At 72.6% G+C, this 21,352-nt stretch carries 23 protein-coding genes; 6 read left to right on the top strand and 17 right to left on the bottom strand.

Annotation, left to right across the window (positions count from 1 at the left end):
- From AB4880_RS09685 to AB4880_RS09700, 4 genes are all read right to left on the bottom strand, one after another.
- Positions 1 to 2,214: a heavy metal translocating P-type ATPase gene (locus AB4880_RS09685; protein ID WP_367919135.1), complete on the bottom strand. Its 2,214-nt coding sequence runs from the start codon at positions 2,212 to 2,214 to the stop codon at positions 1 to 3.
- Positions 2,215 to 2,242: 28 nt separating this feature from the next.
- The gene (locus AB4880_RS09690) at positions 2,243 to 3,163 is read right to left on the bottom strand and encodes a DUF8832 domain-containing protein (protein ID WP_367919013.1); all 921 of its coding nucleotides are present in this window, start codon (positions 3,161 to 3,163) and stop codon (positions 2,243 to 2,245) included.
- Positions 3,160 to 3,366, bottom strand: a complete 207-nt coding sequence (locus tag AB4880_RS09695) for a heavy-metal-associated domain-containing protein (protein WP_367919014.1) — start codon at positions 3,364 to 3,366, stop codon at positions 3,160 to 3,162. The genes AB4880_RS09690 and AB4880_RS09695 overlap by 4 nt, the downstream gene beginning before the upstream one ends.
- Before the next feature lie 76 nt (positions 3,367 to 3,442).
- The gene (locus AB4880_RS09700) at positions 3,443 to 3,745 is read right to left on the bottom strand and encodes a metal-sensitive transcriptional regulator (protein WP_367919015.1); all 303 of its coding nucleotides are present in this window, start codon (positions 3,743 to 3,745) and stop codon (positions 3,443 to 3,445) included.
- 131 nt (positions 3,746 to 3,876) lie between these two features.
- On the opposite strand from AB4880_RS09700, the gene AB4880_RS09705 reads away from it, so the two are divergent.
- Together AB4880_RS09705 and AB4880_RS09710 are read left to right on the top strand one after the other, a co-directional pair.
- A complete protein-coding gene (locus AB4880_RS09705; protein ID WP_367919016.1) occupies positions 3,877 to 5,289 on the top strand; it encodes an MFS transporter in 1,413 nt (470 codons plus the stop codon).
- A 96-nt stretch (positions 5,290 to 5,385) separates the two neighbouring features.
- Positions 5,386 to 5,946: a GNAT family N-acetyltransferase gene (locus AB4880_RS09710; protein ID WP_367919017.1), complete on the top strand. Its 561-nt coding sequence runs from the start codon at positions 5,386 to 5,388 to the stop codon at positions 5,944 to 5,946.
- Here AB4880_RS09710 and chrA read toward each other — a convergent pair.
- The 3 genes from chrA to AB4880_RS09725 all read right to left on the bottom strand — a co-directional run bounded on the left by chrA (position 5,930) and on the right by AB4880_RS09725 (position 8,779).
- Positions 5,930 to 7,303 (bottom strand): chromate efflux transporter, encoded by a 1,374-nt coding sequence (gene chrA / locus AB4880_RS09715; protein ID WP_367919018.1) that lies wholly within the window; start codon positions 7,301 to 7,303, stop codon positions 5,930 to 5,932. The genes AB4880_RS09710 and chrA overlap by 17 nt on opposite strands.
- A 110-nt stretch (positions 7,304 to 7,413) precedes the next feature.
- The gene (locus AB4880_RS09720) at positions 7,414 to 8,565 is read right to left on the bottom strand and encodes an NAD(P)/FAD-dependent oxidoreductase (protein WP_367919019.1); all 1,152 of its coding nucleotides are present in this window, start codon (positions 8,563 to 8,565) and stop codon (positions 7,414 to 7,416) included.
- Positions 8,558 to 8,779 carry a ferredoxin gene (locus AB4880_RS09725; RefSeq protein ID WP_367919020.1) on the bottom strand — a complete coding sequence of 74 codons (222 nt, stop codon included), beginning with the start codon at positions 8,777 to 8,779 and terminating at the stop codon, positions 8,558 to 8,560. Before AB4880_RS09725 ends, AB4880_RS09720 begins: the two co-directional genes overlap by 8 nt.
- Positions 8,780 to 8,927: 148 nt before the next feature.
- Between AB4880_RS09725 and AB4880_RS09730 the strand changes: the two genes are divergently transcribed.
- On the top strand, positions 8,928 to 9,716 hold the full coding sequence (locus AB4880_RS09730; RefSeq protein WP_367919021.1) for an IclR family transcriptional regulator: 789 nt from the start codon (positions 8,928 to 8,930) through the stop codon (positions 9,714 to 9,716).
- On the opposite strand, the gene AB4880_RS09735 is transcribed toward AB4880_RS09730, so the two are convergent.
- From AB4880_RS09735 to AB4880_RS09750, 4 genes are all read right to left on the bottom strand, one after another.
- Positions 9,634 to 10,035: a hypothetical protein gene (locus AB4880_RS09735; RefSeq protein ID WP_367919022.1), complete on the bottom strand. Its 402-nt coding sequence runs from the start codon at positions 10,033 to 10,035 to the stop codon at positions 9,634 to 9,636. The genes AB4880_RS09730 and AB4880_RS09735 overlap by 83 nt on opposite strands.
- Positions 10,032 to 10,379, bottom strand: coding sequence for a hypothetical protein (locus tag AB4880_RS09740; protein ID WP_367919023.1), 348 nt, complete (start codon positions 10,377 to 10,379; stop codon positions 10,032 to 10,034). Before AB4880_RS09740 ends, AB4880_RS09735 begins: the two co-directional genes overlap by 4 nt.
- Entirely contained in the window at positions 10,376 to 11,659 is a 1,284-nt protein-coding gene (locus AB4880_RS09745; protein ID WP_367919024.1) for a PepSY-associated TM helix domain-containing protein, read from the bottom strand. Before AB4880_RS09745 ends, AB4880_RS09740 begins: the two co-directional genes overlap by 4 nt.
- Before the next feature lie 121 nt (positions 11,660 to 11,780).
- Positions 11,781 to 12,530: an IclR family transcriptional regulator gene (locus tag AB4880_RS09750; RefSeq protein ID WP_367919025.1), complete on the bottom strand. Its 750-nt coding sequence runs from the start codon at positions 12,528 to 12,530 to the stop codon at positions 11,781 to 11,783.
- 138 nt (positions 12,531 to 12,668) lie between these two features.
- Between AB4880_RS09750 and AB4880_RS09755 the strand changes: the two genes are divergently transcribed.
- Both AB4880_RS09755 and AB4880_RS09760 read left to right on the top strand, forming a co-directional pair.
- Positions 12,669 to 13,388, top strand: a complete 720-nt coding sequence (locus tag AB4880_RS09755) for a CoA transferase subunit A (RefSeq protein ID WP_367919026.1) — start codon at positions 12,669 to 12,671, stop codon at positions 13,386 to 13,388.
- A 1-nt stretch (position 13,389) separates the two neighbouring features.
- The gene (locus AB4880_RS09760; RefSeq protein WP_367919027.1) at positions 13,390 to 14,031 is read left to right on the top strand and encodes a CoA transferase subunit B; all 642 of its coding nucleotides are present in this window, start codon (positions 13,390 to 13,392) and stop codon (positions 14,029 to 14,031) included.
- On the opposite strand, the gene AB4880_RS09765 is transcribed toward AB4880_RS09760, so the two are convergent.
- From AB4880_RS09765 to AB4880_RS09775, 3 genes are read right to left on the bottom strand one after another with little or no spacing between them, the layout of a single operon-like run.
- Positions 13,994 to 15,544 (bottom strand): acyl-CoA synthetase, encoded by a 1,551-nt coding sequence (locus AB4880_RS09765; protein WP_367919028.1) that lies wholly within the window; start codon positions 15,542 to 15,544, stop codon positions 13,994 to 13,996. The genes AB4880_RS09760 and AB4880_RS09765 overlap by 38 nt on opposite strands.
- Before the next feature lie 4 nt (positions 15,545 to 15,548).
- On the bottom strand, positions 15,549 to 16,682 hold the full coding sequence (locus AB4880_RS09770; protein WP_367919029.1) for a DUF5938 domain-containing protein: 1,134 nt from the start codon (positions 16,680 to 16,682) through the stop codon (positions 15,549 to 15,551).
- A gap of 1 nt (position 16,683) precedes the next feature.
- Positions 16,684 to 17,472, bottom strand: coding sequence for an SDR family NAD(P)-dependent oxidoreductase (locus tag AB4880_RS09775; protein ID WP_367919030.1), 789 nt, complete (start codon positions 17,470 to 17,472; stop codon positions 16,684 to 16,686).
- 162 nt (positions 17,473 to 17,634) lie between these two features.
- Between AB4880_RS09775 and AB4880_RS09780 the strand changes: the two genes are divergently transcribed.
- Positions 17,635 to 18,267, top strand: coding sequence for a TetR/AcrR family transcriptional regulator (locus tag AB4880_RS09780; RefSeq protein ID WP_367919031.1), 633 nt, complete (start codon positions 17,635 to 17,637; stop codon positions 18,265 to 18,267).
- On the opposite strand, the gene AB4880_RS09785 is transcribed toward AB4880_RS09780, so the two are convergent.
- From AB4880_RS09785 to AB4880_RS09795, 3 genes are all read right to left on the bottom strand, one after another.
- Positions 18,251 to 19,126 (bottom strand): RNA polymerase sigma-70 factor, encoded by an 876-nt coding sequence (locus AB4880_RS09785; RefSeq protein ID WP_367919032.1) that lies wholly within the window; start codon positions 19,124 to 19,126, stop codon positions 18,251 to 18,253. The genes AB4880_RS09780 and AB4880_RS09785 overlap by 17 nt on opposite strands.
- The gene (locus AB4880_RS09790; RefSeq protein ID WP_367919033.1) at positions 19,123 to 19,722 is read right to left on the bottom strand and encodes a carboxymuconolactone decarboxylase family protein; all 600 of its coding nucleotides are present in this window, start codon (positions 19,720 to 19,722) and stop codon (positions 19,123 to 19,125) included. Before AB4880_RS09790 ends, AB4880_RS09785 begins: the two co-directional genes overlap by 4 nt.
- Positions 19,723 to 19,761: 39 nt before the next feature.
- Positions 19,762 to 21,352, bottom strand: a 1,591-nt coding sequence (locus tag AB4880_RS09795) for an acyl-CoA synthetase (RefSeq protein ID WP_367919034.1), incomplete at its 5' end; no start/stop codon positions are given.

Here is a 21,352-nt window from a genome sequence, read left to right on the forward strand (position 1 = left end):
TCAGGCCGTCGCCTTGAAGCCCCGCAGGCGCAGGCTGTTCGACACCACGAACACCGACGAGAACGCCATCGCCGCACCCGCGAGCATCGGGTTCAGCAGGCCCGCGGCGGCAAGCGGCAGGGCGGCGACGTTGTAGGCGAACGCCCAGAACAGGTTGCCCTTGATGGTCGCCAGCGTCCGGCGCGAGAGCCGGATCGCGTCGACCGCCACCCGCAGGTCGCCCCGCACCAGGGTGAGGTCGCTCGCCTCGATGGCGACGTCGGTGCCGGTGCCCATCGCCAGGCCGAGGTCGGCCTGGGCGAGCGCGGCAGCGTCGTTGACGCCGTCGCCGACCATCGCGACCACCCGGCCCTCGGACTGCAGCCGCTTGACAACGTCGACCTTGTCGGCCGGCAGTACGTCGGCGAACACGTCCGCCTCGTCGATGCCCACCTCGGCCGCCACCGTCCGCGCGACGGCCGCGTTGTCGCCGGTCAGCAGGACGGGCCGCAGGCCCAGCGAGCGCAGCTCGGCGATGGCGGTGGCCGAGGTCGGCTTGATCGCGTCGGCGACCACGACGATGCCGCGCGCCTGACCGTCCCAGCCGACCGCGACGGCCGTGCCGCCGGTCCGCTGAGCCGCCTCCAGCGCCGACGAGAGCGCGGGGGAGAGGTGCTGCGACCACTCCTCCAGCAGCTGCGGCCGCCCCACCAGGACGGCGTGCGACGCGTCGCCGTCGACCAGCACGCCCTGCACCCCGAGGCCCTCGACATTGGCGAAGTCCTCGACGGCGGGCAGCGTCCCTGCCTCGCGGGCGGCGTCGGCGATGGCCCGCGCGATCGGGTGCTCGGAGGCGTCCTCGAGCGCGCCGGCGTAGCGCAGGATCTCGGCTGCCGACTCGTCCTCGCCCGCGATCACGTCGCGCAGCGTCATCCGTCCGGTGGTGACCGTGCCGGTCTTGTCGAGGACGACGGTGTCGACGGCGCGCGTCGACTCCAGCACCTCCGGGCCCTTGATCAGGATGCCCAGCTGCGCGCCCCGGCCGGTGCCGACCATGAGGGCGGTCGGCGTGGCCAGGCCGAGCGCGCACGGGCAGGCGATGATGAGGACGGCGACCGCCGCCGTGAACGCCGCCGCCAGGCCGTTGCCCGTGCCGAGCCAGAAGCCCAGGGTCGCGGTCGCGAGCAGGATGACGATCGGCACGAAGATCCCGGAGATCCGGTCGGCCAGGCGCTGCACCTGCGCCTTGCCGTTCTGCGCGTCCTCGACCAGCCGCGCCATCTGCGCGAGCTGGGTGTCGGCGCCGACCCGGGTCGCCCGGACGACGAGCCGCCCGCCGGCGTTGACGGTCGCGCCGACGACCGCGTCGCCCTCGCCCACCTCGACCGGCACCGACTCGCCGGTCAGCATCGAGGCGTCGACCGCGGAGCTGCCGCGCTCGATCACGCCGTCGGTGGCGATCTTCTCGCCGGGCCGGACGACGAACCGGTCGCCGGCCTTCAGCTCCCCCACGGGGACGCGGATCTCGGTGACGCCGTCGGGTCCGAGGACCGCGACCTCCTTGGCGCCGAGCTCGAGCAGCGCCTTGAGCGCCGCGCCGGCCCGCCGCTTGGAGCGCTGCTCGAAGTAGCGCCCGGCGAGGATGAACGTCGTGACACCGGCCGCGGCCTCCAGGTAGATGTTGCCGCTGCCGTCGCTGCGCTCGATGGTGAGCTCGAACGGGTGCTTCATCCCCGGCGTGCCGGCGGTGCCCCAGAAGAGCGCGTACAGCGACCAGCCCAGCGCGGCGAGCGTGCCGAGCGAGATCAGCGTGTCCATGGTCGAGGTGCCGTGGCGCAGGTTGGTCCAGGCCGCCTTGTGGAACGGCCAGGCGCCCCACGCCACCACCGGCGCGGCCAGGGTGAGCGACAGCCACTGCCAGTTGGTGAACTGGAAGGCCGGCACCATCGCCATCGCGATCACCGGGACGGTGAGCACGGCCGAGACGAGCAGCCGCTGCCGCAGGGTGGCGACCGGGTCGATCTCGGCGGGGGCCGCGTCGCCCTCGGCCGCGGGCGGCCGGGGGAGGGTGGCGCCGTAGCCGGCTGCCTCGACGGCGGCGACCAGGTCGTCGGTCGAGACGCCCTCGACGAAGGTGACCTTCGCCTTCTCGGTCGCGTAGTTGACCGTCGCGGTGACGCCGTCGAGCTTGTTGAGCTTGCGCTCGATCCGGTTCGCGCACGAGGCGCAGGTCATGCCGGTGAGGGCGAGCTCGACCTGGTTCTCAGTGTGCGGGTCCACTGCTCTGTCCTTCCTGCCCCGAGCCGCCGGCGGCGACGGTGAAGGCCGCGGTGCGGACGACGCCGTCGTGCCGGAAGTCGAGGTAGAGGTGGTAGGTGCCCGCGCTCGGGACGCCGGTGTGGAAGACGACGTCGGGCCCGGGCTTCGTCGTGCCGTCGCCGGGCTCGCCGTCGGGGTGGACGTGGAGGTAGGCGAGGTCGCCGGCACGCAGCGCGACCAGGTGTCCGTAGGCGCCGAGGTAGGGCTGCAGGTCGGTCACGGGCGTGCCGTCCTTGCTGACGCTCAGCGTGAGCCGGGCGTCGGCCCCGGCGGACAGGTCGCCGTCGAGGGTGACGGTGTAGCCGTCGACCGTGGCCGTACGGCGTTCGGCCGCCGGCGCCGCGGGGGTGTAGTCGCCCGCCACGCGCAGGTCGGCGCCCAGGGTGAGCGCCTCGCCGTCGGTCGCCTTGAAGTCGGCGAACAGCCGCCAGTCGCCCGGCGTCAGCGCCAGGTCGGTGGTCCAGGTGCCGTCGTGCAGCGTCGGGTGGACGTGCTGGAAGCCGCTGAAGTCACGCCGTACGGCGATCAGGTGGAGCTGCTTCTCGTGCTGCACGTCGTACGACGTCACGGGCGCGCCGTCGGGCCCGGCGATGGTGAAGCTCACCGGTACGTCGCGCCCGGGGCGGGCGCCGCTGTCGGCGAGGGTGAGGGTGTAGCCGTCCTGCGCAATCATGAGTCCTCCGGGGATCTCGGTCGTCGCCCCGGCGGAGTCGTGGCTGCCGTGGCTCATCGAGCCGCCGGCATGCGCGTCGTGCTTGGGGGCGGCCGCGTCGACCGGGCCGACGGCCCGACCGACGCCGACCGCGACGCCGAAGACGACCACGGCGGCGGCGCCGAAGCCCGCGAGCCGCGCCGGGGTGTTCATGCGAGCTGGTAGCCGGCCTCCTCGACGGCGGCCTGGACGGCCGACGCGTCGAGAGGGGCGGCGCTGGTGATCGTGACCGCACCGGTGGGCAGGTCGACGGCGACGTTCTCGACGCCGGCGATCTCCTGCACCTCCTCGGTGACGGAGGCGACGCAGTGGCCGCAGGTCATGCCGGTGACGGTGAAGGTCTGGGTGGTGCTCATCGCTGAGCTCCTTTCGGGTCGTGCGGTGATGGAAGTGATCGGGGTGTGCCGCCGGTGGCGGCAGGGGGGAGGTCGGTCAGGAGCGGACCAGGCGGGCGATGGCGTCGGAGGCCTCCTTGAGCTTGAGCTCGGCCTCCTCACCGCCCTCCCTGACCGCGCCGACCACGCAGTGGGCCATGTGCTCGTCGAGCAGCCCGAGGGCGACGGACTGGAGCGCCTTCGTCATGGCGGAGACCTGGGTGAGGATGTCGATGCAGTACTGCTCCTCCTCGACCATCCGCTGCAGCCCACGGGCCTGACCCTCGATGCGGCGCAGCCGCTTGAGGTAGTCGTCCTTGGTCCGGTTCGCGATGTAGCTGTGCTGGTGCTGCTCGTCCATTGCCCTGTCCTTCTCCTGCGGTGATCGACCTGCCCGAACAGGATACCCCCCTGTGGTATTCCGTGGTAGCGTCCCGATCTGCTTCATACGGTACCCCCCTAGGGTACCTATCCGTCAAGAAGGAGATCACGATGTCAGTCCTCACCTCCCCGGCGACCGGCAGCAGGAGCCGGCGCCGACTCGGGCTCGCGGTCATCGCCGCCGCCCAGTTCATGGTCATCATGGACACCTCCATCATCGGCGTCGCGCTGCCGCAGATGCAGCGCGAGCTGGGCTTCACACCGGAGAACCTGTCCTGGGTCTTCAATGCGTACGTCGTGGCGTTCGGCGGCCTGCTGCTCCTCGGCGGCAAGGTCTCCGACGTCCTCGGCGCGCGCACCGTCTTCGCTGCCGGCTGGGTCGTGCTCGCGGCCGGCTCGCTGGTCGCGGCGGTCGCCGGCAATGTCGAGGTCGAGCTCGCCGGGCGCGCGATCCAGGGCGCGGGCGCCGCGCTCATCGCCCCGTCGGCGCTGACCCTGCTGATGATGCTGTTCGGCAGTGAGCCGCGCGAGCTCACCAAGGCGCTCGCGCTCTACGGCGCGGCCGCCCCCGCCGGCGGCACGGCCGGCGTCTTCCTCGGTGGCGTGATCACCGAGTACCTCAGCTGGCCGTGGGTGTTCGCCATCAACATCCCGATCGCGCTGCTGATCCTCGCCGCCGTCCCGTCCGCGATGCCGGGTGGTGCGATGGGCGGATCCCGCCGGGTCGACCTGGTCGGCGCGGTCACGGTGACCGCGGGCCTCGCCGCGATCGTGTACGCCGTGGTGCAGGCGCCCGAGGTGGGCTGGGGCACAGCGCGCACCTGGTGGGTCCTCGGCGCGGGCGTCGTCCTGATGGCGCTCTTCGTCGCCCTGCAGGCCCGCGGTCGCGAGCCGCTGCTGCGCCTGGGCATCTTCCGCGCGCCCGACCTGGCCGCCGCCAACCTCGCGCAGCTGCTGCTCGGCGCGGCGTGGATCCCGATGTGGTTCTTCCTGAACCTCTACCTGCAGCAGGTCCTCGGCTTCACCGCCTTCCCCAGCGGCGCCGCGCTGCTGCCGATGACGCTGCTCATCATGGTCGGGATGATCGTGCTCGCGCCGAAGGTACTCGCCGCGATCGGCCCGCGCCACGCCACCGTCACCGGCCTCGCGCTGCTCGCCGCCGGCATGGGCTGGCTCGCGCTCGTCGACCCGGACGGCAGCTACCTCGTCGACGTCCTGCCGGCGTCGCTGGTCGCCGCGCTCGGCATGTCGCTGGCGTTCATCCCCACCCTCGGCACCGCGATCTCCGCGGCGCCGCCGGAGGAGGGCGGCCTCGCGTCGGGCATCGTCAACACCAGCTACCAGATCGGCTCCGCCCTCGGCCTGGCCGTGATGACGGCCGTCGCCACCGCCGCCGGAGCCGACCGGCTCGGCGACGTCGGCGCCCTGACGGACGGCTACTCCGCGGCGTTCGCGGGCGCGGCGATCGTCGCGGGCGTCGGCGCCCTGGCGTCGCTCGCGCTGCTGCGCGGGCCGCGGGGGTGACGGGCCGGTGACCGGCCGGGACGCCGTACGGCTCGTCGTCGCGTGCGCGCTGCGCGGCGGCGGCCGTGGCCGGGCCGGCCGTGCGAGCATCACGCCATGGGAGAGATCACGGTCCGGCCGCGTCGTGCTGCTGACCTCGCGCCGCTCGCGGACGTCCTGTTCGCGCAGCAGCCCACGTCGCACTATCCGGTCCGCAACCCGCTGCCGTTCCCGGTCGAGCGGTTCCTGCACGCCGACGACGCCAGCGCCGCGTGGACCGCGGAGTACGGCGGACGCCCGGTCGGTCACGTCTGCTGGACCGGGCCGGCCGCGGGCTCGCCGGACGACGACGCGGTCAACGCGGCCTGTGCCGCCGCGCACGACTGCGCCGTCGACCGGCTCGCCTGGGTGCGCACCCTGTTCACCGGGCTCGACGTCCGCGGCCTCGGCGTCGGCCGGCAGCTGCTCGCGACCGTGGTCGCCGACATCCGCGCCGCGGGGCGTCGGCCCTGCCTCGAGGTGCTGCCGGTGCACCCGGCGGCGCTGGAGCTCTATCGCGCGAGCGGCTGGGTCGCCGTCCACTCGCTGCGTCCGGAGTGGCTGCGCGGCGCGGTCGGAGACGACGGCCCGGACGTCACGGTGATGGTCCTGCCCGAGGACGTCACACCCGACCGATGACGAACAGGCCGACGCCGATCGCAGCGCAGAGACCGAGCGTCCGCAGCGGGCTCCACCCGCGCCACAGCATGACGACCAGCGCGACCGCGGTGATCGCGAAGGCGACCGGGTCCCACGACGAGAGCAGGGGGACGTCGACGTGCAGCGGCCCGGCGTCGACCGTGCGGCTGCGGTCGAAGAGGTTGTGCAGCGCGAAGAACACCGCCAGGTTGGCGATCACGCCGACGACCGCCGCCGTGATCCCGGTCAGGGCGGCGGTCAGGTGGCGGTTGCTGCGCAGCCGCTCGACGTAGGGCGCCCCGAGCAGCACGAACAGGAAGCACGGCACGAAGGTCACCCACGTCACCAGCGCCGACGCCAGGACCGCGGCGACCCAGGGGTCGAGAGATCCCGGGTGCCGGTAGGCGCCGACGAAGGCGACGAACTGCACCACCATGATGAGCGGTCCCGGCGTGGTCTCGGCGAGCGCGAGGCCGCGGACCATCTCGCCCGGCGCCAGCCAGTGGTAGACGTTGACGGCCTGCTGGGCGACGTACGCCAGGACGGCGTAGGCGCCGCCGAAGGTGACGACCGCGGCGCCGGAGAAGAACAGTCCCTGGTCGAGGAAGACCGACGTGCCGGTCGCCTCGGCCAGCGCCGCGAAGGCCGCGACCGGCGCGAACCACAGCGCCGCGCCGAGCAGCAGGACGCCGCCGGAACGTCGCAGCGACGGGAGCTCGTGGTGCAGGGCGTCGTCGCTGATGAGCGGTGGTGGGCCGTCGGCGGCGCCGTGCGCCGCGGGCTGGCGCAGCGCCGGGATCCGCAGGCTGAGCAGCCACCCGAGCAGGCCGGCGCCGAACACGACGACCGGGAACGGCACCGCGACGAAGGTCAGCGCCGCGAAGGCGACGACCGCGATCCCGACGAGCGCGCGGTGGTGCAGCGCCCGCTTGCCGACCCGCTGCACCGCCTGGACCACGATCGCGATGACGGCCGGCGCCACCCCGGCGAAGAGCGAGGTGACGAAGTCGGTCGCGCCGTAGCCGACGTAGATCGCCGACAGCGCGAGCAGCGCGACCATGCCCGGCAGCACGAACAGCCCGCCCGCGACCAGGCCGCCGCGGACGCCGTTGAGCAGCCAGCCGGTGTAGATCGCCAGCTGCTGCGCCTCGGGGCCGGGCAGCAGCATGCAGTAGTTGAGCGCGTGCAGGAACCGCTGCTGACCGATCCACCGCTTCTCGTCGACGAGCTTGTGCTGCATCACCGCGATCTGCCCCGCGGGGCCGCCGAACGTCTGGAGCGAGATCCGGAACCACGCCCCGGTCGCCTCCCGCAGCGGGATGACGTCGTCGCCGACAGGGTGGGAGGGGCTGGCCACGGGACCATTCAATCGGAGTCGGGTGGCTGCGGGGTGAACGTGCCCGCCTCGGGATCACCGCCGAGCACGCAGCGGTCAGGCAGCGGTCAGAGCAGCGGTCAGTGCAGCGGTCAGAGCAGCGCGCGATAGCTGCCCACGGCCTCCGGCCGGTCGAGCAGGACGACGCCGACCAGCGCGTCCTGGTGGTGGTAGCCGAGGACCGGGGCCTCGGCGATCGCGCCGTCGAGCACCCGGTGGTCGGCGGCGCCGAGGCCGGGGAGGCCAAGACCCTGCAGGCGGACGCCGAGCTGGTCGGTCCAGAAGGTCGGGAGCGGGTCGAAGGCGGTGGCGGGTGCGTCGGCGCCGAGCTGGGCGGCCAGGGTGCGCCCGGCATGACGACCGGACTCGGACGCGAAGGTCCAGTGCTCGACGCGGACCAGCCGGCCGTCGTACCGGCGCGACGGGAAGCGGATCACGTCGCCGCAGCCGACCACGCGGGACGCGCCCTCGACGCCGAGGTCGTCGGCGCAGAGGAGCCCCCCGGCGAGGTCGAGGCCGTTGCCGGCGAGCCACTCGGTGTTGGGCACCGAGCCGACGGTCTCGACGACCAGGTCGGCCCTGACCTCGGTGCCGTCGGAGAGCCAGGCGCCGGAGTCGGTGTAGCCGAGCACCGCGCAGTCGGTGTGGAAGACGGTGCCGCGCTCCTCGTGCCGGCGGCGCAGCTCGGTGGCGAGGGTCGCGCCGAGGACGGCCTGCATCGGCACCTCGTCCGGCCCGACCACGACCTGGACGGCGATCCCGGCGTCGGTGAGCATCGACGCCAGCTCGCAGCCGAGTACGCCGCCACCGACGATGAGCGCGGTCCGCGCGCCGACCGCGCGCTCCTTGAGCGCGAGCGCGTCCTCGACCGTGCGCAGGGTGAGCGGCTCGGGCCCGGGCAGCGGCAGCCGGCGGGCGCGGACGCCGGTCGCGACCACCAGGCCGTCGTAGTCGACCGGAGTTCCGTCGTCGAGCAGCAGCCGCCGCGACCCGAGGTCGGCCGAGGCGACCCGGCTCGCCGTGCGCCACACGACCTGGTCGGAAACGGGCAGCTTGAAGGGCGTGACCTCGAAGTCGGCGGCCAGCAGGTCCTTCGACAGCGGCGGCCGCGAGTACGGCAGGTGCGGCTCGTCGCCGAGGACGAGGATCTGGCAGTCCAGTCCGGAGCGGAGCAGCGACTCGACCGCGCGGAGGCCCGCCAGCCCGGCGCCGACGACGGCGACGAACCGGGGCCGCTCAGGCATCGTCGGCCACGAGCTCGATCGCCTGGGCGGGGCACGCGAACATGGCTTCCTCGAGCTCGTCGCGCATCCCCTCGGGCAGCGGCTCGGAGCGGAACTCCTTCAGTCCCTCCTGGCGCAGGCCCAGCTTGCCGCGCTTGTCGAGCGGGAAGGCGGACGAGGTGAAGGCGCAGTGGCCGTGGTCCTGGCAGGCGCGCAGGTCGACGACGAATCTCATGGGTCCCCCTCGGACGGACGGCGTTTCGGTGGCCCTATCGCACCTCACCGGCCGGGGCCGGGGCCACGGCCGCAGGCCCCTCGCTGTCTGAGATTGCAGACATTGAGACGCCTTCCGCCGGAGGTGCCGGACTGGCTAGCGTGCGGCGGTGCGTGAGGTCCCCGCTGCGGCGAACACCCTGGCCATGCTGCGCTTCCTGGCCGGCCAGCCGAGCCCGGTCTCGGCCGCGGTGCTCGCGGCCGAGGTGGGGGTGCCGCGCTCGACGACGTACCAGCTGCTGGCCACGATGGAGGCGCAGGGCTTCGTCATGTCCTACCCCGAGGACCGGCGCTTCGGGCTCGGCCCGGCGGCCTACGACCTCGGCGCCGGCTACCTGCGCCAGGTGCCGCTGCAGCGGATCGCGCGCAAGCCGATGGCCGCGCTCAAGGAGCGGGTCGGGATGAGCGTGCACATGACCGTGCTGCACGGACGCGACGTCGTCTACGTGCTCGAGGACCGGCTGCCGGGAGGGCCGCACCTGCTCACCGAGGTCGGCGTCCGCCTCCCCGCCGTCCGTACGGCGAGCGGCCGGGCGATGCTCGCGATGCTCACGCCCGAGCAGCTGCGCGCCAGCCTCACCGCGCTGCCGGGCCTCGACCGGGGCGCCGGCTCGTCGCGGCTGAGCGCGGTGCGCGAGGAGCTGCGGCGGGTGCGGGCCCGCGGCTATGCGGCCGAGGTCGGCGAGGTGGCCGAGGGCCTGGCGTCGGTGGCGGTCGCGGTCATCGACTCGCAGGAGTACCCCGTCGCCGCGGTCGCGGTGACCTACCCGATCGGAGCCGTCGCCGAGGAGAGCCGCGACGCGCTGGCCGCCGAGGTCACGCGGACGGCGCGGGAGCTGGGTCGGCGGATGGGACGCCGGACGAGCGGCGCAGCCACGCGAGGAGCGCGACCGGAATGACGAGCGGGACGAAGGCGTAGCCCGCGCCGTAGTCGGACCAGACGGTGGTGTCGGGGAACAGCCGCGGCGCGAGCAGGCTCAGCGTGCCGACCACGAGGACGCCGCCGAGCTCGACGCACGCGAGGACCGTGAGCAGCCGGCGCCGTCGCGGCCCCGGGTCGGGGCGGGTCGCGAGATAGCCGGCGAGGTAGCAGCCGAAGGCGACGGTCGAGAGCGCGTAGGCCAGCGGCGCGCGGCCGGGGTCGTCCAGCCACTGCACGGCCGAGCGGCCGCCGGCAGCGACCGCGAAGAGCAGGTAGAGCGCGCGGGCGAGGGTCACGAGATCGCCTCGATTCGCAGCGCCAGGACGGCGGTCGCGAGGCAGCCGATGCCCGCCGTCATCGCGCGCGAGCGCCCGGTCGCGCCGGTGCCGAGCACCAGCGCGGGCAGCAGCAGCGCGCCGGCGAGCAGGTAGGCGATCTGCTTGGCGTCGAGCGGCCGGTCGTGCCCCGCGATGTCGACGGCGTGCGCGGCGACGAGGGTCAGGATCGCCAGCTCCAGCGCCGCGACGGCCAGCTCGAGATTGCGGGAGAGCCCGCGACCGACCGCCGCGGCGGCCCCGCACCCGACCCCGAGGCCGAGCGCGAAGACCGCCGTACCGGCTGCGATCGAGGCGATGGTCACGGCGTGGCCGTGGTGACCCGGGCCGCCAGCCGGGCCTTCTTGCGCCGGTGCCGGATGCCCCAGCTGACCAGGCCGGTGGTGAGCAGGAAGAGCGGCGCGAGGCCGAAGACGGCCCAGATCAGGCGGACCCAGCCGTTCAGGTACCAGCCGAAGTGGCTCGGGTAGACGAGCTCCTCGTAGACCCGGTTCTGGATCGGCGCGTCGTGCCCGCTCCAGACGACCTTGGTGTGCGTGGCGTCGTACCTGTCGACGTAGACCCAGTCGTTGCCGGCCAGCATGGTGCCGTCGTAGGGATCCCAGTCGGGCTCGGAGATCTCGAAGAGGTACGCCGACGCGGGGTCGCTCGGGTCGGGCAGGGTGCGGTTGCTGATCCGGCCGTCGACCTCGGTGAGCGCGGCGGCGGCCGCGGCGTCGAGGCCGATGTCCTGCGCGCCGTCGTGCGGGACGCTCGCGAAGTCCCAGTTGAGCGCCTTGACCTGGCCGGTGTCGCCGCCGGTGACGGCGAGCAGACCCTGCTCGATCATCGGGTACTTGGCGGCGGCGCCGGTGAGCCCCCACATCAGCAGGAACGGCAGCGCCAGGATGCCGACGACCTTGTGCAGCTCGCGATGGGTGATGTAGCGGGACTTGCCGGTGCGGGCGCGGAAGCCGCTCGACAGCCGCTTGATGCCGGGCCACCACAGGTAGAGGCCGGACAGCGCGAGCAGCACCAGCAGGCAGCCGAGCAGGCCGATCAGCGAGTCGCCGAGGGTGTGTCCCTCGAGGCCGGAGATGCCGAAGCTGGGCATCGCGGTCGCCATGAACGGGACGTAGCCGGGATAGCGCGGGCTGGACAGTCCGAAGGCGTGCAGGTTCTCGACGAAGCCCTGGAATCCGCCGTAGTAGTGCCCGGTCCCGGTGATCCGGCCCGATCCCGGGTCGACGCCGTAGGCGAGGTTGAGGCGCGGGTCGGCCACGACGAAGATCCCGCTGTCGGAGATCACGTTGCCGGCGGTGAAGTCGGGGTGCGCGTCGCGGACCACCTCGAGCGCCTGCTGCGCGGTGATCGGGTGCGCGGAGTGGGTCGGCCGGTACAGGTCGGCGTTGCGGGCCCGGAAGCTCTCGGCGCCGTACAGGAGCGGGACGCCGGCCGCCATCAGCACGACGAGGAAGGCCGACACCACCAGCGACGTCCAGCGGTGGGTCGCGGCCAGACGCCGGCGCAGCGCCTCGGGGCGCTTGGTCGGCCTGGGTCGTGCCTCCGCGGTCGACGCCTGCGGCTGTTCGGTGTCCTGCGCCATCTCGGCCCCCTTCAACGCTCGGCCCGGCTGGGCCCGGCGGCCAACGTATGCGCGCCGACGGGCCGAGCGCTGCGGCCGGACGCCGGATGCTGTCTGGGATTGCAGACGTTCCGTGAGCGCCTCAGGACAGGCGCGAGAGTCGGTGCGCCTCTTCCAGCAGCAGCCGCCCCAGGACCGGCTGCCGCTCCGCCCGGAACCGCTGCTCGACCCCGGTCAGGGTCAGCGCCCACTCCGGCCGGCCGGCCTTGTCGAAGACCGCCGCGGCCATGCCCCACGAGCCCTCGACGACGTGGCCGGGGTTGAGTGACCAGCCGGTACGGCGGGTCGCCGCCAGCCGCTCGCGGATCAGCGGCGCCGCGTGCTGCGGCCCCCAGCTCGCGGTCAGGTCGGCGCGCTCGAGGATGGCCTCGATCTCGCGGTCGGGCAGGTGAGCGAGGATCGCCAGGCCGGCCGAGACCACGCCGAGCGGGAACCGGGCGCTCTCGTAGAGGACGTAGGAGCGGATCGGGAAGTCGCCGTCCTCACGGAGCAGGACGACGGTCTCGTCGCCGCGGCGGACCGAGAAGAAGGCGCTCTCGCCGGTCTCCTTCGCCAGCCGCCGGACGCTGGTGCGGGCCTCGTTGGTCAGGTCGTAGCGGGTCGCCGCGGCCATGCCGAGGACGTAGGTCTCCGGCCCCAGGAACCAGCGGCCGGTGACGGTGTCACGATCGGCGAGGCCCTCGACGGCGAGGGACTCGAGCAGCCGATGCGTGGTCGCGCGCGGCAGGCTGGTCGCCGCGGCGAGCGCGGTGGTCGTCGTCCCGGACTCGGCGGTCGACAGCGCGCGCAACAGGGCCGCGACCTTCTCGACGACGCCGGGAGTTCGTTCCACGCCGCCATCCTAGGCGTCCACTCAGTGGACGCATCGGCGATCTCGCATCCGCCAACCGGGCACTTCGTTGACGCGGGCACCGCGGATCGGGGGTGATGGAGGCATCCGGTGAGCAGACGAGCAGACGCAGGAGCGTAGATGAGAAAGCTGGCGACGGACGCGCGCGCGGCGGTGGCCGAGCGGGTGCGGGACGGCATGACGATCGCGGTGGGTGGCTTCGGCCTCTGCGGCATCCCGCGGGACCTGATCGAGGCGGTGCGCGACAGCGGCGCCCGCGACCTGACCCTGGTGTCCAACAACATGGGCGTCGACGGCAAGGGCCTGGGCCTGCTGCTGGAGAACAGCCAGGTCACGAAGGTCATCGCGTCGTACGTCGGCGAGAACAAGCTGTTCGCGCAGCAGTACCTCGACGGCGCGCTCGAGGTGGAGTTCTGCCCGCAGGGCACGCTCGCCGAGCGGCTGCGCGCCGGCGGCTCCGGCATCGCCGGCTTCTACACCCGCACCGGCGTCGGCACCGAGGTCGCCGAGGGCAAGCCGCACGAGACCTTCGACGGCGAGACCTACGTGCTCGAGCGCGGCATCGTCGCCGACCTCGCGCTCGTGCACGCCCACACGGCCGACGCCGAGGGCAACCTGCGCTACCGCGCCACCGCACGCAACTTCAACCCGCTGGTCGCGATGAGCGGGAAGCTCTGCATCGCCGAGGCCGAGACCGTCCTCGACGGCTATCTCGACCCGGACGAGGTGATGACGCCCGGCATCTTCGTCGACGTCACCGTCCTCGCCAGCGACCGACCCAAGGACATCGAGCAGCGCATCGTCCGGCCGCGGCCGGCCGACGCCGGAGTGGGAGCCTGACATGCCCTGGACCCGTGAGGAGATGGCGGCCATCGCCGCCCGCGAGCTGAACGACGGCGACTACGTCAACCTCGGCATCGGCATCCCGACCATGGTCGCCGACCACCTCCCGCCCGGCGTGAGCGTGATGCTGCAGAGCGAGAACGGCCTGCTCGGCATCGGCCCCTCGCCGTACGAGGGCGAGGAGGACGCCGACCTCATCAACGCCGGCAAGCAGACGGTCACCACCGCCCCCGGCGCCTCCTTCTTCGACTCCGCCACCAGCTTCGCGATGATCCGCGGCGGCCACGTCGACATCGCCATCCTCGGCGCGTTGCAGGTCGCCAGCAACGGCGACCTCGCCAACTGGACCGTCCCCGGCAAGCTGGTCAAGGGCATGGGCGGCGCGATGGACCTCGTCGCCGGCACCCGCCGCGTCGTCGTCATCACCGATCACGTCGCCAAGGACGGCACGCCCAAGATCGTCGAGAAGTGCACGCTGCCGCTCACCGGCGCGGGCGTCGTCGACCGGATCATCACCGACATCGCCGTCCTCGACGTGACCGCCGACGGCCTGGTGCTCGTCGCGACCGCGCCGGACATCGAGGTCGACAAGGTCCGCGAGCTCACCGGTGCGCCGGTGAAGGACGCAATCGCTCCTTGATCTCGGTCTTCAGCACCTTGCCCACCTTGGAGCGGGGCAGGTCGTCCCAGACCTCGATCTGCTTGGGCGTCTTGACCGCGCCGATCCGCTCCTTGACGAACGCCTGCACCTCCTCCGGTACGACGGCCTGCCCCGGCCGCAGCTGCAGGACCGCCGTCACGCGCTCACCCCACTTGTCGTCGGGCAGGCCGATCACGGCGCAGTCGGCGACGGCGGGGTGGGCCATCAGGGCCTGCTCGACCTCGGTGGAGTAGACGTTGAAGCCGCCGGTGATCACCATGTCCTTGGCCCGGTCGACGATGTGCAGGAAGCCGTCGGGGTCGAGGAAGCCGATGTCGCCGGTGTGGTGCCAGCCGTGGGCGGAGGCCTCGGCGGTCGCCTCCGGGTTGCGGAAGTAGCCGCGCATCACCAGCGAGCTGCGGACGACGATCTCGCCGCGCTCGCCGGTCGGCAGCAGCCGGCCGCCCTCGTCCATCACCGCGACGGTCACCAGCGGGGCGGGGCGCCCGGCGGAGGAGAGCCGCTCGGTGGCGATCGAGCCGTCGGGGCGGAAGTGGTCGCGCGGCGCCATCGTGGAGATCATCATCGGCGCCTCGGTCTGGCCGAACAGCTGCGCCATCACCGGGCCGATCCGCGTGAGCGCCTCCTCGAGGCGGCGCGACGACATCGGGGCGGCGCCGTACCAGAAGCACTGCAGGGACGAGAGATCCGTCGTGTCGAGCGCGGGATGGTCGAGCACCATGTAGATCAGCGTCGGGGGCAGGAAGGTGTGGGTCACCCGCTCGCTCGCGACCAGCTCGAGGAAGGCGCCCACGTCGGGCTTGCGCATGATCACGATCGACCCGCCCGAGGCGAGCACCGGGAAGCAGAGCACGCCGGCGGCATGGGTGAGCGGCGCCAGCGCGAGGTACGTCGGGCGCGCCGGCGGCTCCGGCCACGGATAGCTCATCAGGGTCAGCGCGGTCATCGTCTCCAGGTTGGCGCCGGTGAGCATCACCCCCTTGGGCCGGCCGGTGGTGCCGCCGGTGCCGACGATCATGGCGAGGTCGTCGTCGCCGGGGACGTCGACCTCGTCGCCGCCCGCGCCGAGGAAGGCCTCCCACGACAGCGCCCAGTCGAGCTCGGCGTCGAGGCAGACCAGGGTCGTGACCCGCGGCAGGTCGCCGCGGATCTGGTCGACCAGGTCGGCGTAGGCCGCCTGGAAGATCAGCGTCGTGCACTCGAACAGCTCGAGCAGCTCGCGGTTCTCGGCCGCCTCGTTGCGGGGGTTGATCGGGCACCACACGGCCCCGGCGCGGCTGATGCCGAAGACGCAGGTGAACGCGACCGGATCGTTGCCGGAGAGGATGGCGACCTTGTCTCCGGCAACGACACCCCGGCCCACGAGGGCGGACGCGATCCGTGCGGCCAACGCGCCCACGTCGCCGTACGTCCACGTCCGCCCGTCGCAGACCAGGCAGGGTGCGTCGCCTCCCAACGACGCGCCCTTGTCCAGGTAGTCCACCAGCCGCATGCGCTCAGCCCTCGACCGTGAGCACCGGCTCGGCCACCAGCCCGAACGCGCGGAGCTGGCCGAGCAGCGTGCGGTGCCCGAACGCCTTGCAGCCCGACGCGAAGCCCACCCGCAGCGGCGGCTGCTGCAGCAGCGCGTAGGCGCCGAAGGCCTGCAGCAGCCCGGTCTGCTTGTAGTTCTGGTTGCCGTGGATGACGCAGTGCGCGCGCCCGAGCGGGCCGGAGGCGTGCACCGAGTCGAGGGACTTGTTGAGCCGCGGGTTCTCGCGCGGGGGCATCTGGTTCATCACCTGGGCGGCCGTGGCGGTGAGCGCCGCGTCGCGCTCCTCGGGCGACATGTCCTTGGTCGCGTCGAGCGCACCGGCCACGATCTGCGGGACGCCGTGCATGAGCGCGGCGTTGAAGACGCCGCCCTGGGCCTTGCAGTTGGCGACGCGCGGGTCCTTGCGGTACCAGACCGGGTGGGACGTGCCGCCCCACGGCAGCGACAGCGCGAGCTCGTGCTGGCCCGGGACGACGAGCGGCACCAGGCCCTGGGTGGGGTCGAACTCGACGTACTGGTTCTGCTGGAGGAAGTGCGCCTTGGACGTCGCCGCGTTGACCAGGATCGTGCGGGTGGAGGCGATGGTCGGCGAGCCGCCCCAGAAGACCGCGATGTCGAGGGTGTCGAGGCCCGGCTTCTCGAGGCAGAGCTCGGCGGCGATCTCGCCGGTGGTGTACATCTGCGCGAGGCCGGGGGAGAGCAGCAGCCCGGCGGCGGCGAAGTCGGCGCCGTACTGCTCGTCGCAGGTGATCAGCCAGTCCTGCTCGCCGGTGGTGTCGAGGTAGTGGGTGCCGGCGGCGAGGCAGGCCTCGACCACCTCGGGGCCGTAGCTGCTGAACGGCCCGACCGTGTTGCACACGACCGACGCGCCGCGGAAGAGCTCGGTCAGCGAGGCGACGTCGTGGGCGACCTCGACCACCTCGTAGTCGGCGGTCTCGATGCCGGGGACGTTGGCCTCCATCGAGGCCTTGACCTTGCCGGCGTCGCGGCCGGCGGCGATGAACGGGATGGCGAACTCGCGGAGGTACTCGCAGACCAGGCGGCCGGTGTAGCCGGAGGCGCCGTAGACGATGACGGGCTTGGTGCTGGTGCTCATCTCACATCCCCATTCCGCCGTCGACCGGCAGGCCGATGCCGTTGACGAACCGTGCACGGTCGGAGGCGAGGAAGACGACCGCGTCGGCGATCTCGTCCTCGGTGGCCAGGCGGCCGGACGGGGTCAGCGCGACCACGCCGGCGACGGCCTCCTCGGGGGAGGGGAACAGGCCGAGGGTGGTCATCTCGTTGGCCAGGCCGGCGCCCATCTCGTTGGGGACCAGGCCGGGGTAGATGCAGTTGACCCGGACGCCGAGGCCGAGCTTGCCGCTCTCCATCGCGGCGATGCGGGTGATCCGGTCGACCGCCGACTTGGACGCCGAGTAGGCCGACAGGGCGGGGAAGGCGATGGTCGCGGCCACCGAGGCGATGTTGATGATCACGCCGCCCTGACCGGCCGGGCCGCCGGGGCCCATCGCACGGAACGCGTGCTTGATGCCGAGCGAGGTGCCGACCACGTTGACGTCGAAGATGCGGCGCACGACGTCGGGGTCGAGGTCGAGGAAGAGCCCGGCGATCTCGATGCCGGCGTTGTTGACCAGGACGTCGAGCCCACCGGTCTCGGCGACGGCCTGCGCGACGCCGGCCTCCCAGGAGGCGTCGTCGGTGACGTCGAGGTGGACGAAGTGGCCGCCGACCCGCTCGGCGACCTCCTTGCCCTTGTCGTCCTGCACGTCGGCGACGACGACGGTGGCGCCGGCGGTGGCGAGGTGCTCGGCGAACTTGCGCCCCAGGCCCTGGGCGCCGCCCGTGACCAGGGCCGTGCGGCCGGTGAGTTCGGGATCGGTCATCGGTGGTGCTCTCCTTCGGGACGGTCGGACAAGGTCGGTGCGACGTGATGCAGGACACACAACTCCGATCTCTGGACGACTGTCAAGAGTTCTCTGGACACTCGACCAGAAAAATCTGGTCATCTGTCAAGGGGGCCCCGGCATCGGGTAGTGTCCGTCGACATGACGACAGCGACAGCGCGTCGTACGCCGGCCGACAAGCACGACGAGCGCCGCCGTACCCTTGCCGAGTCCGCGCTGCGCACCCTCGGCGAGCTGGGCTACGCCCGCTCCAGCCTGCGCGAGATCGCGAACAACTCCGAGTTCTCCCACGGCGTCGTCCACTACTACTTCCACGACAAGCTCGAGCTCATCGTGTTCTGCGTCAAGCAGTACAAGGCCACCTGCGTGCACCGCTACGACGGCGTGGTCGCCGACGCGACGACGGCCGACGAGCTCGTCTCCGGATTCGCCGACAAGCTCGTCGAGACCATCGTCGACGAGGCGCCGATGCACCGGCTCTGGTACGACCTGCGCTCGCAGAGCATGTTCGAGGAGAGCCTGCGCGAGGCGGTGCTGCACATCGACCAGACCCTCGAGGACATGGTCTGGCGCGTGGTCAGCACCTACGCCGAGCTCGCCGACGCCGAGCCGGCGATGTCACCGAGCGTCGTCTACGGCCTGCTCGACGGCCTCTTCCAGCAGGCGCTGCTCGGCTACCTCTGCGAGCGCGAGGGCGTGCTCGAGGGGCTGCGCGCCCAGGTCCACGACCTGATGCCGATGCTCCTGCGCGCGGCGGTCACGCCTCGCGGCTGAGCACCGCCTCCGCGCCCAGCGCGGTGAGCTTGGCCGGGTTGCGCACCGCGAGGATCCGGGTGATCCGGCCGTTCTGGACGACCAGGCTGACCGCGGTGAGCTCGCCGTCGGCGTCGATCCGCGCGCCGGGGGCGCCGTTGAGCCAGATCGGCTCGACGATCCCGTTCGGCGCGAAGGCCGCGAAGTTGGCGAGCAGCCGGGCCACCGGCTCGGCGCCGCGCAGCGGCTTGCGGATCGCCTGGGCCACGCCGCCGCCGTCGGCGAGCATCACCACGTCGGGCGCCAGCGCGTCGAGCAGCCCCTGCAGGTCGCCGGTCCGCACCGCGGCGAGGAAGCGCTCGACGACCGCCTGCTGCTCGCCCCGGTCGACGTCGACCCGCGGCCGGCGCGCGGCCACGTGGTTGCGCGCCCGTACGGCGATCTGCCGAACCGCCGCCGACGTCTTGCCGACGGCGTCCGCGATCTCGTCGTACGGCGTGTCGAAGACCTCGCGCAGGACGAACACCGCCCGCTCGGTGGGCCCGAGCGTCTCGAGCACGGTCAGCATCGCCATCGACACGCTCTCGGCGAGCTCGACGTCGTCAGCCACGTCGGGCGCGGTGAGCAGCGGCTCGGGCAGCCACTCGCCGACATAGTCCTCCCGCCGCCGGGCCAGGGTGCGCAGCCGGTTGAGCGCCTGCCGGGTGACGATTCGCACCAGGTAGGCCCGCGGGTCGTGCACCTCGGCGGCGTCGACGCCGTCCCACCGCAGCCAGGTCTCCTGGACGACGTCCTCCGCGTCGGCCGCGGAGCCGAGCATCTCGTAGGCGACGGTGAAGAGCAGGCTGCGGTGGGCGACGAACGGGTCCTCGTCGGTCATGCCCTCGACCCTACGGTGGCCGACGGACCGGGCTGCGCGAGCGGCTTCATCCCGCACGCCGACGCGAAGCCCTCGGACTCGATGCCGAGCGCGACATTGGAGCGCGTGGTCAGGTTGGCGAAGCCGATCACGTTGGTGAGCTCGAGCAGGCCGGCCGGGCCGAGTGCCTCGAGCAGCGGCGCCACCATCTCGTCGGTGACCGTCGGCGGCGTCTGGCTGGCCGCCTCGGCGTACTCCATCACCTGGCGCTCGAGCGGCGAGAAGACGTCGGAGTCGCGCCAGCGCGGCACCTCCCGCGCCTTGTCGAGGTCGAGGCCCTTGTCCTTGGCCGCGAAGTAGTTGAAGTCGAGGCACCACGAGCAGCCGATGAGCGACGCCACACACATGTGCGCGTAGGTCTTCAGCGTCTCGTCGCACTCGTCCCACTTCTGCAGCTTCTGGCCGTAGGCCATGCTCGCCTTGAGCGCGGGCAGGTGGTGCCACATCACGCCGAGCGAGGTGGGCACGCTGCCGAACATCCGGCCCGCGAACCTCTTCACGAGCGCGCCGTAGAGACCGGTGATGGGGGCCGCGGGGATGCGGGCGGTGCTGGTCATGTCGTCCTCCTGGGGGTGGGTTCGACATGAAGACACCGGCTACGCGCGGTCTGTGACATCCCCCTGCGAGAGATCGGCGTGCTCCTCGCGGAGCTGGCGCTTGAGGATCTTGCCGGAGGGGTTCTTGGGCAGTCCCTCGGCGATCACCACGTACTTGGGAGCCTTGTAGCCGGCGAGCACGGACCGGGCGTGCGCGAGGACGGCGTCGGACGTCAGCTCCGCGCCCGGCTTGGGGACGACGACCGCCGCGACCGCCTCGATCCAGCGCGGGTGGCTGACGCCGAAGACCGCGACCTCGGCGACGTCGGGGTGGGTGTAGATCGCCTCCTCGACCTCGCGGCTGGCGACGTTCTCGCCGCCGGTCTTGATCATGTCCTTCTTGCGGTCGACGACGTAGAGGTGGCCGGACTCGGTGATGTAGCCGAGGTCGCCGGAGTGGAACCAGCCGCCGCGGAAGGCGTCGGCGGTCTTGTCGTCCTGGCCGTAGTAGCCGAGCGTCGCGTGCGGGCTGCGGTGGACGATCTCGCCGACCTCGCCCGCCGGCACCGGCCGGTCCTGGTCGTCGACGATCCGGGTCTCGACGTTGAGGGCGGCGCGGCCCGCGGAGCCGGCGTACGGCATCTGCTCGTCGGGCCCCAGGATCGTGGCCAGCGGCGCCATCTCGGTCTGGCCGTAGAAGTTCCAGAACCGGACGTCGGGCAGCCGGTGCTGCAGCTCCTTGAGGACCTCGACCGGCATCGGCGAGGCGCCGTAGTAGCCCTTGCGCAGGCTGGACAGGTCGGTCGCCGCGAAGTCGGGGTGGCGCAGCAGGCCGATCCAGACCGTCGGCGGCGCGAAGAACTTCGTGACCCCCTCGGCGGCGATGGTGCGCAGGATCGTCGCCGGGTCGGGCGCGGGCAGGATGATGCTGGTCGCGCCGAGGTAGACGTCGACGCCGAGGAAGCAGTCGAGCTGCGCGCAGTGGTAGAGCGGCAGGGTGTGCAGCTCGACGTCGTCGGCCGCCATGCCGCCGTCGACGGTGCACGAGACGTACTGCCACAGCAGCGCCCGGCTGCTCAGCAGCGCGCCCTTGGGCCGCGACTCGGTGCCGGAGGTGAACATCATCCGGACCGGGTCGTCGTCGGCCACGAGGACACCGGGCGCGGCGCCGTCGTGGTCGAGCCAGGCCGCGATGTCGGTCCAGCCGTCGGGGACGCCGCCGGCCAGCGGGATCGCCATCCGGGTGCCGACCTGAGGGTGCTCGGCCGCGGCGAGTGCCGCATCGGCGACGGGGACCAGCGCGTCCTCGGCGACGAACGCCTTGGCGCCGCTGTGGTCGAGGATGAACGCGATCTCGTCGGCGCCGAGCATGAAGTTGATCGGGACCAGGACGACGCCCACCCGCGCGGCCGCGAAGTTGAGGACCGCGAACTGCCAGCAGTTGTGGCTGAGCAGCGCCAGCCGGTCGCCCGGGGTGAGGCCGGCCGCGGCGATGGCGGCGGCCGTGCGGTCGACATGGGCCTCGAGGTCGCGGAAGGTCAGTCGGGTGTCGCCGTCGACGATCGCGAGCTTGTCGGGCGAGCGCTGCGCCGTACGGCGGGGCAGGTCGCCGAGCGCGTGCTGACGGGCCAGGGCGATGTCGGTCATGGGT

It is taken from the genome of Nocardioides ginsengisoli (genome assembly GCF_039537225.1).
GTDB classification, from domain to species: domain Bacteria; phylum Actinomycetota; class Actinomycetes; order Propionibacteriales; family Nocardioidaceae; genus Nocardioides; species Nocardioides ginsengisoli.

Coding starts and splice junctions, on each gene's coding strand:
- AB4880_RS09755 (WP_367919026.1), top strand. CDS start 12,669: ATGAGAAAGCTGGCGACGGACGCGCGCGCGGCGGTGGCCGAGCGGGTG.
- AB4880_RS09695 (WP_367919014.1), bottom strand. CDS start 3,366: ATGAGCACCACCCAGACCTTCACCGTCACCGGCATGACCTGCGGCCAC.
- AB4880_RS09705 (WP_367919016.1), top strand. CDS start 3,877: ATGTCAGTCCTCACCTCCCCGGCGACCGGCAGCAGGAGCCGGCGCCGA.
- AB4880_RS09765 (WP_367919028.1), bottom strand. CDS start 15,544: ATGCGGCTGGTGGACTACCTGGACAAGGGCGCGTCGTTGGGAGGCGAC.
- AB4880_RS09725 (WP_367919020.1), bottom strand. CDS start 8,779: ATGAGATTCGTCGTCGACCTGCGCGCCTGCCAGGACCACGGCCACTGC.
- AB4880_RS09685 (WP_367919135.1), bottom strand. CDS start 2,214: ATGACCTGCGCCTCGTGCGCGAACCGGATCGAGCGCAAGCTCAACAAG.
- AB4880_RS09760 (WP_367919027.1), top strand. CDS start 13,390: ATGCCCTGGACCCGTGAGGAGATGGCGGCCATCGCCGCCCGCGAGCTG.
- AB4880_RS09690 (WP_367919013.1), bottom strand. CDS start 3,163: ATGAACACCCCGGCGCGGCTCGCGGGCTTCGGCGCCGCCGCCGTGGTC.
- AB4880_RS09790 (WP_367919033.1), bottom strand. CDS start 19,722: ATGACCAGCACCGCCCGCATCCCCGCGGCCCCCATCACCGGTCTCTAC.
- AB4880_RS09720 (WP_367919019.1), bottom strand. CDS start 8,565: ATGCCTGAGCGGCCCCGGTTCGTCGCCGTCGTCGGCGCCGGGCTGGCG.
- AB4880_RS09780 (WP_367919031.1), top strand. CDS start 17,635: ATGACGACAGCGACAGCGCGTCGTACGCCGGCCGACAAGCACGACGAG.
- AB4880_RS09710 (WP_367919017.1), top strand. CDS start 5,386: ATGGGAGAGATCACGGTCCGGCCGCGTCGTGCTGCTGACCTCGCGCCG.
- AB4880_RS09775 (WP_367919030.1), bottom strand. CDS start 17,472: ATGACCGATCCCGAACTCACCGGCCGCACGGCCCTGGTCACGGGCGGC.
- AB4880_RS09785 (WP_367919032.1), bottom strand. CDS start 19,126: ATGACCGACGAGGACCCGTTCGTCGCCCACCGCAGCCTGCTCTTCACC.
- AB4880_RS09770 (WP_367919029.1), bottom strand. CDS start 16,682: ATGAGCACCAGCACCAAGCCCGTCATCGTCTACGGCGCCTCCGGCTAC.
- AB4880_RS09745 (WP_367919024.1), bottom strand. CDS start 11,659: ATGGCGCAGGACACCGAACAGCCGCAGGCGTCGACCGCGGAGGCACGA.
- AB4880_RS09700 (WP_367919015.1), bottom strand. CDS start 3,745: ATGGACGAGCAGCACCAGCACAGCTACATCGCGAACCGGACCAAGGAC.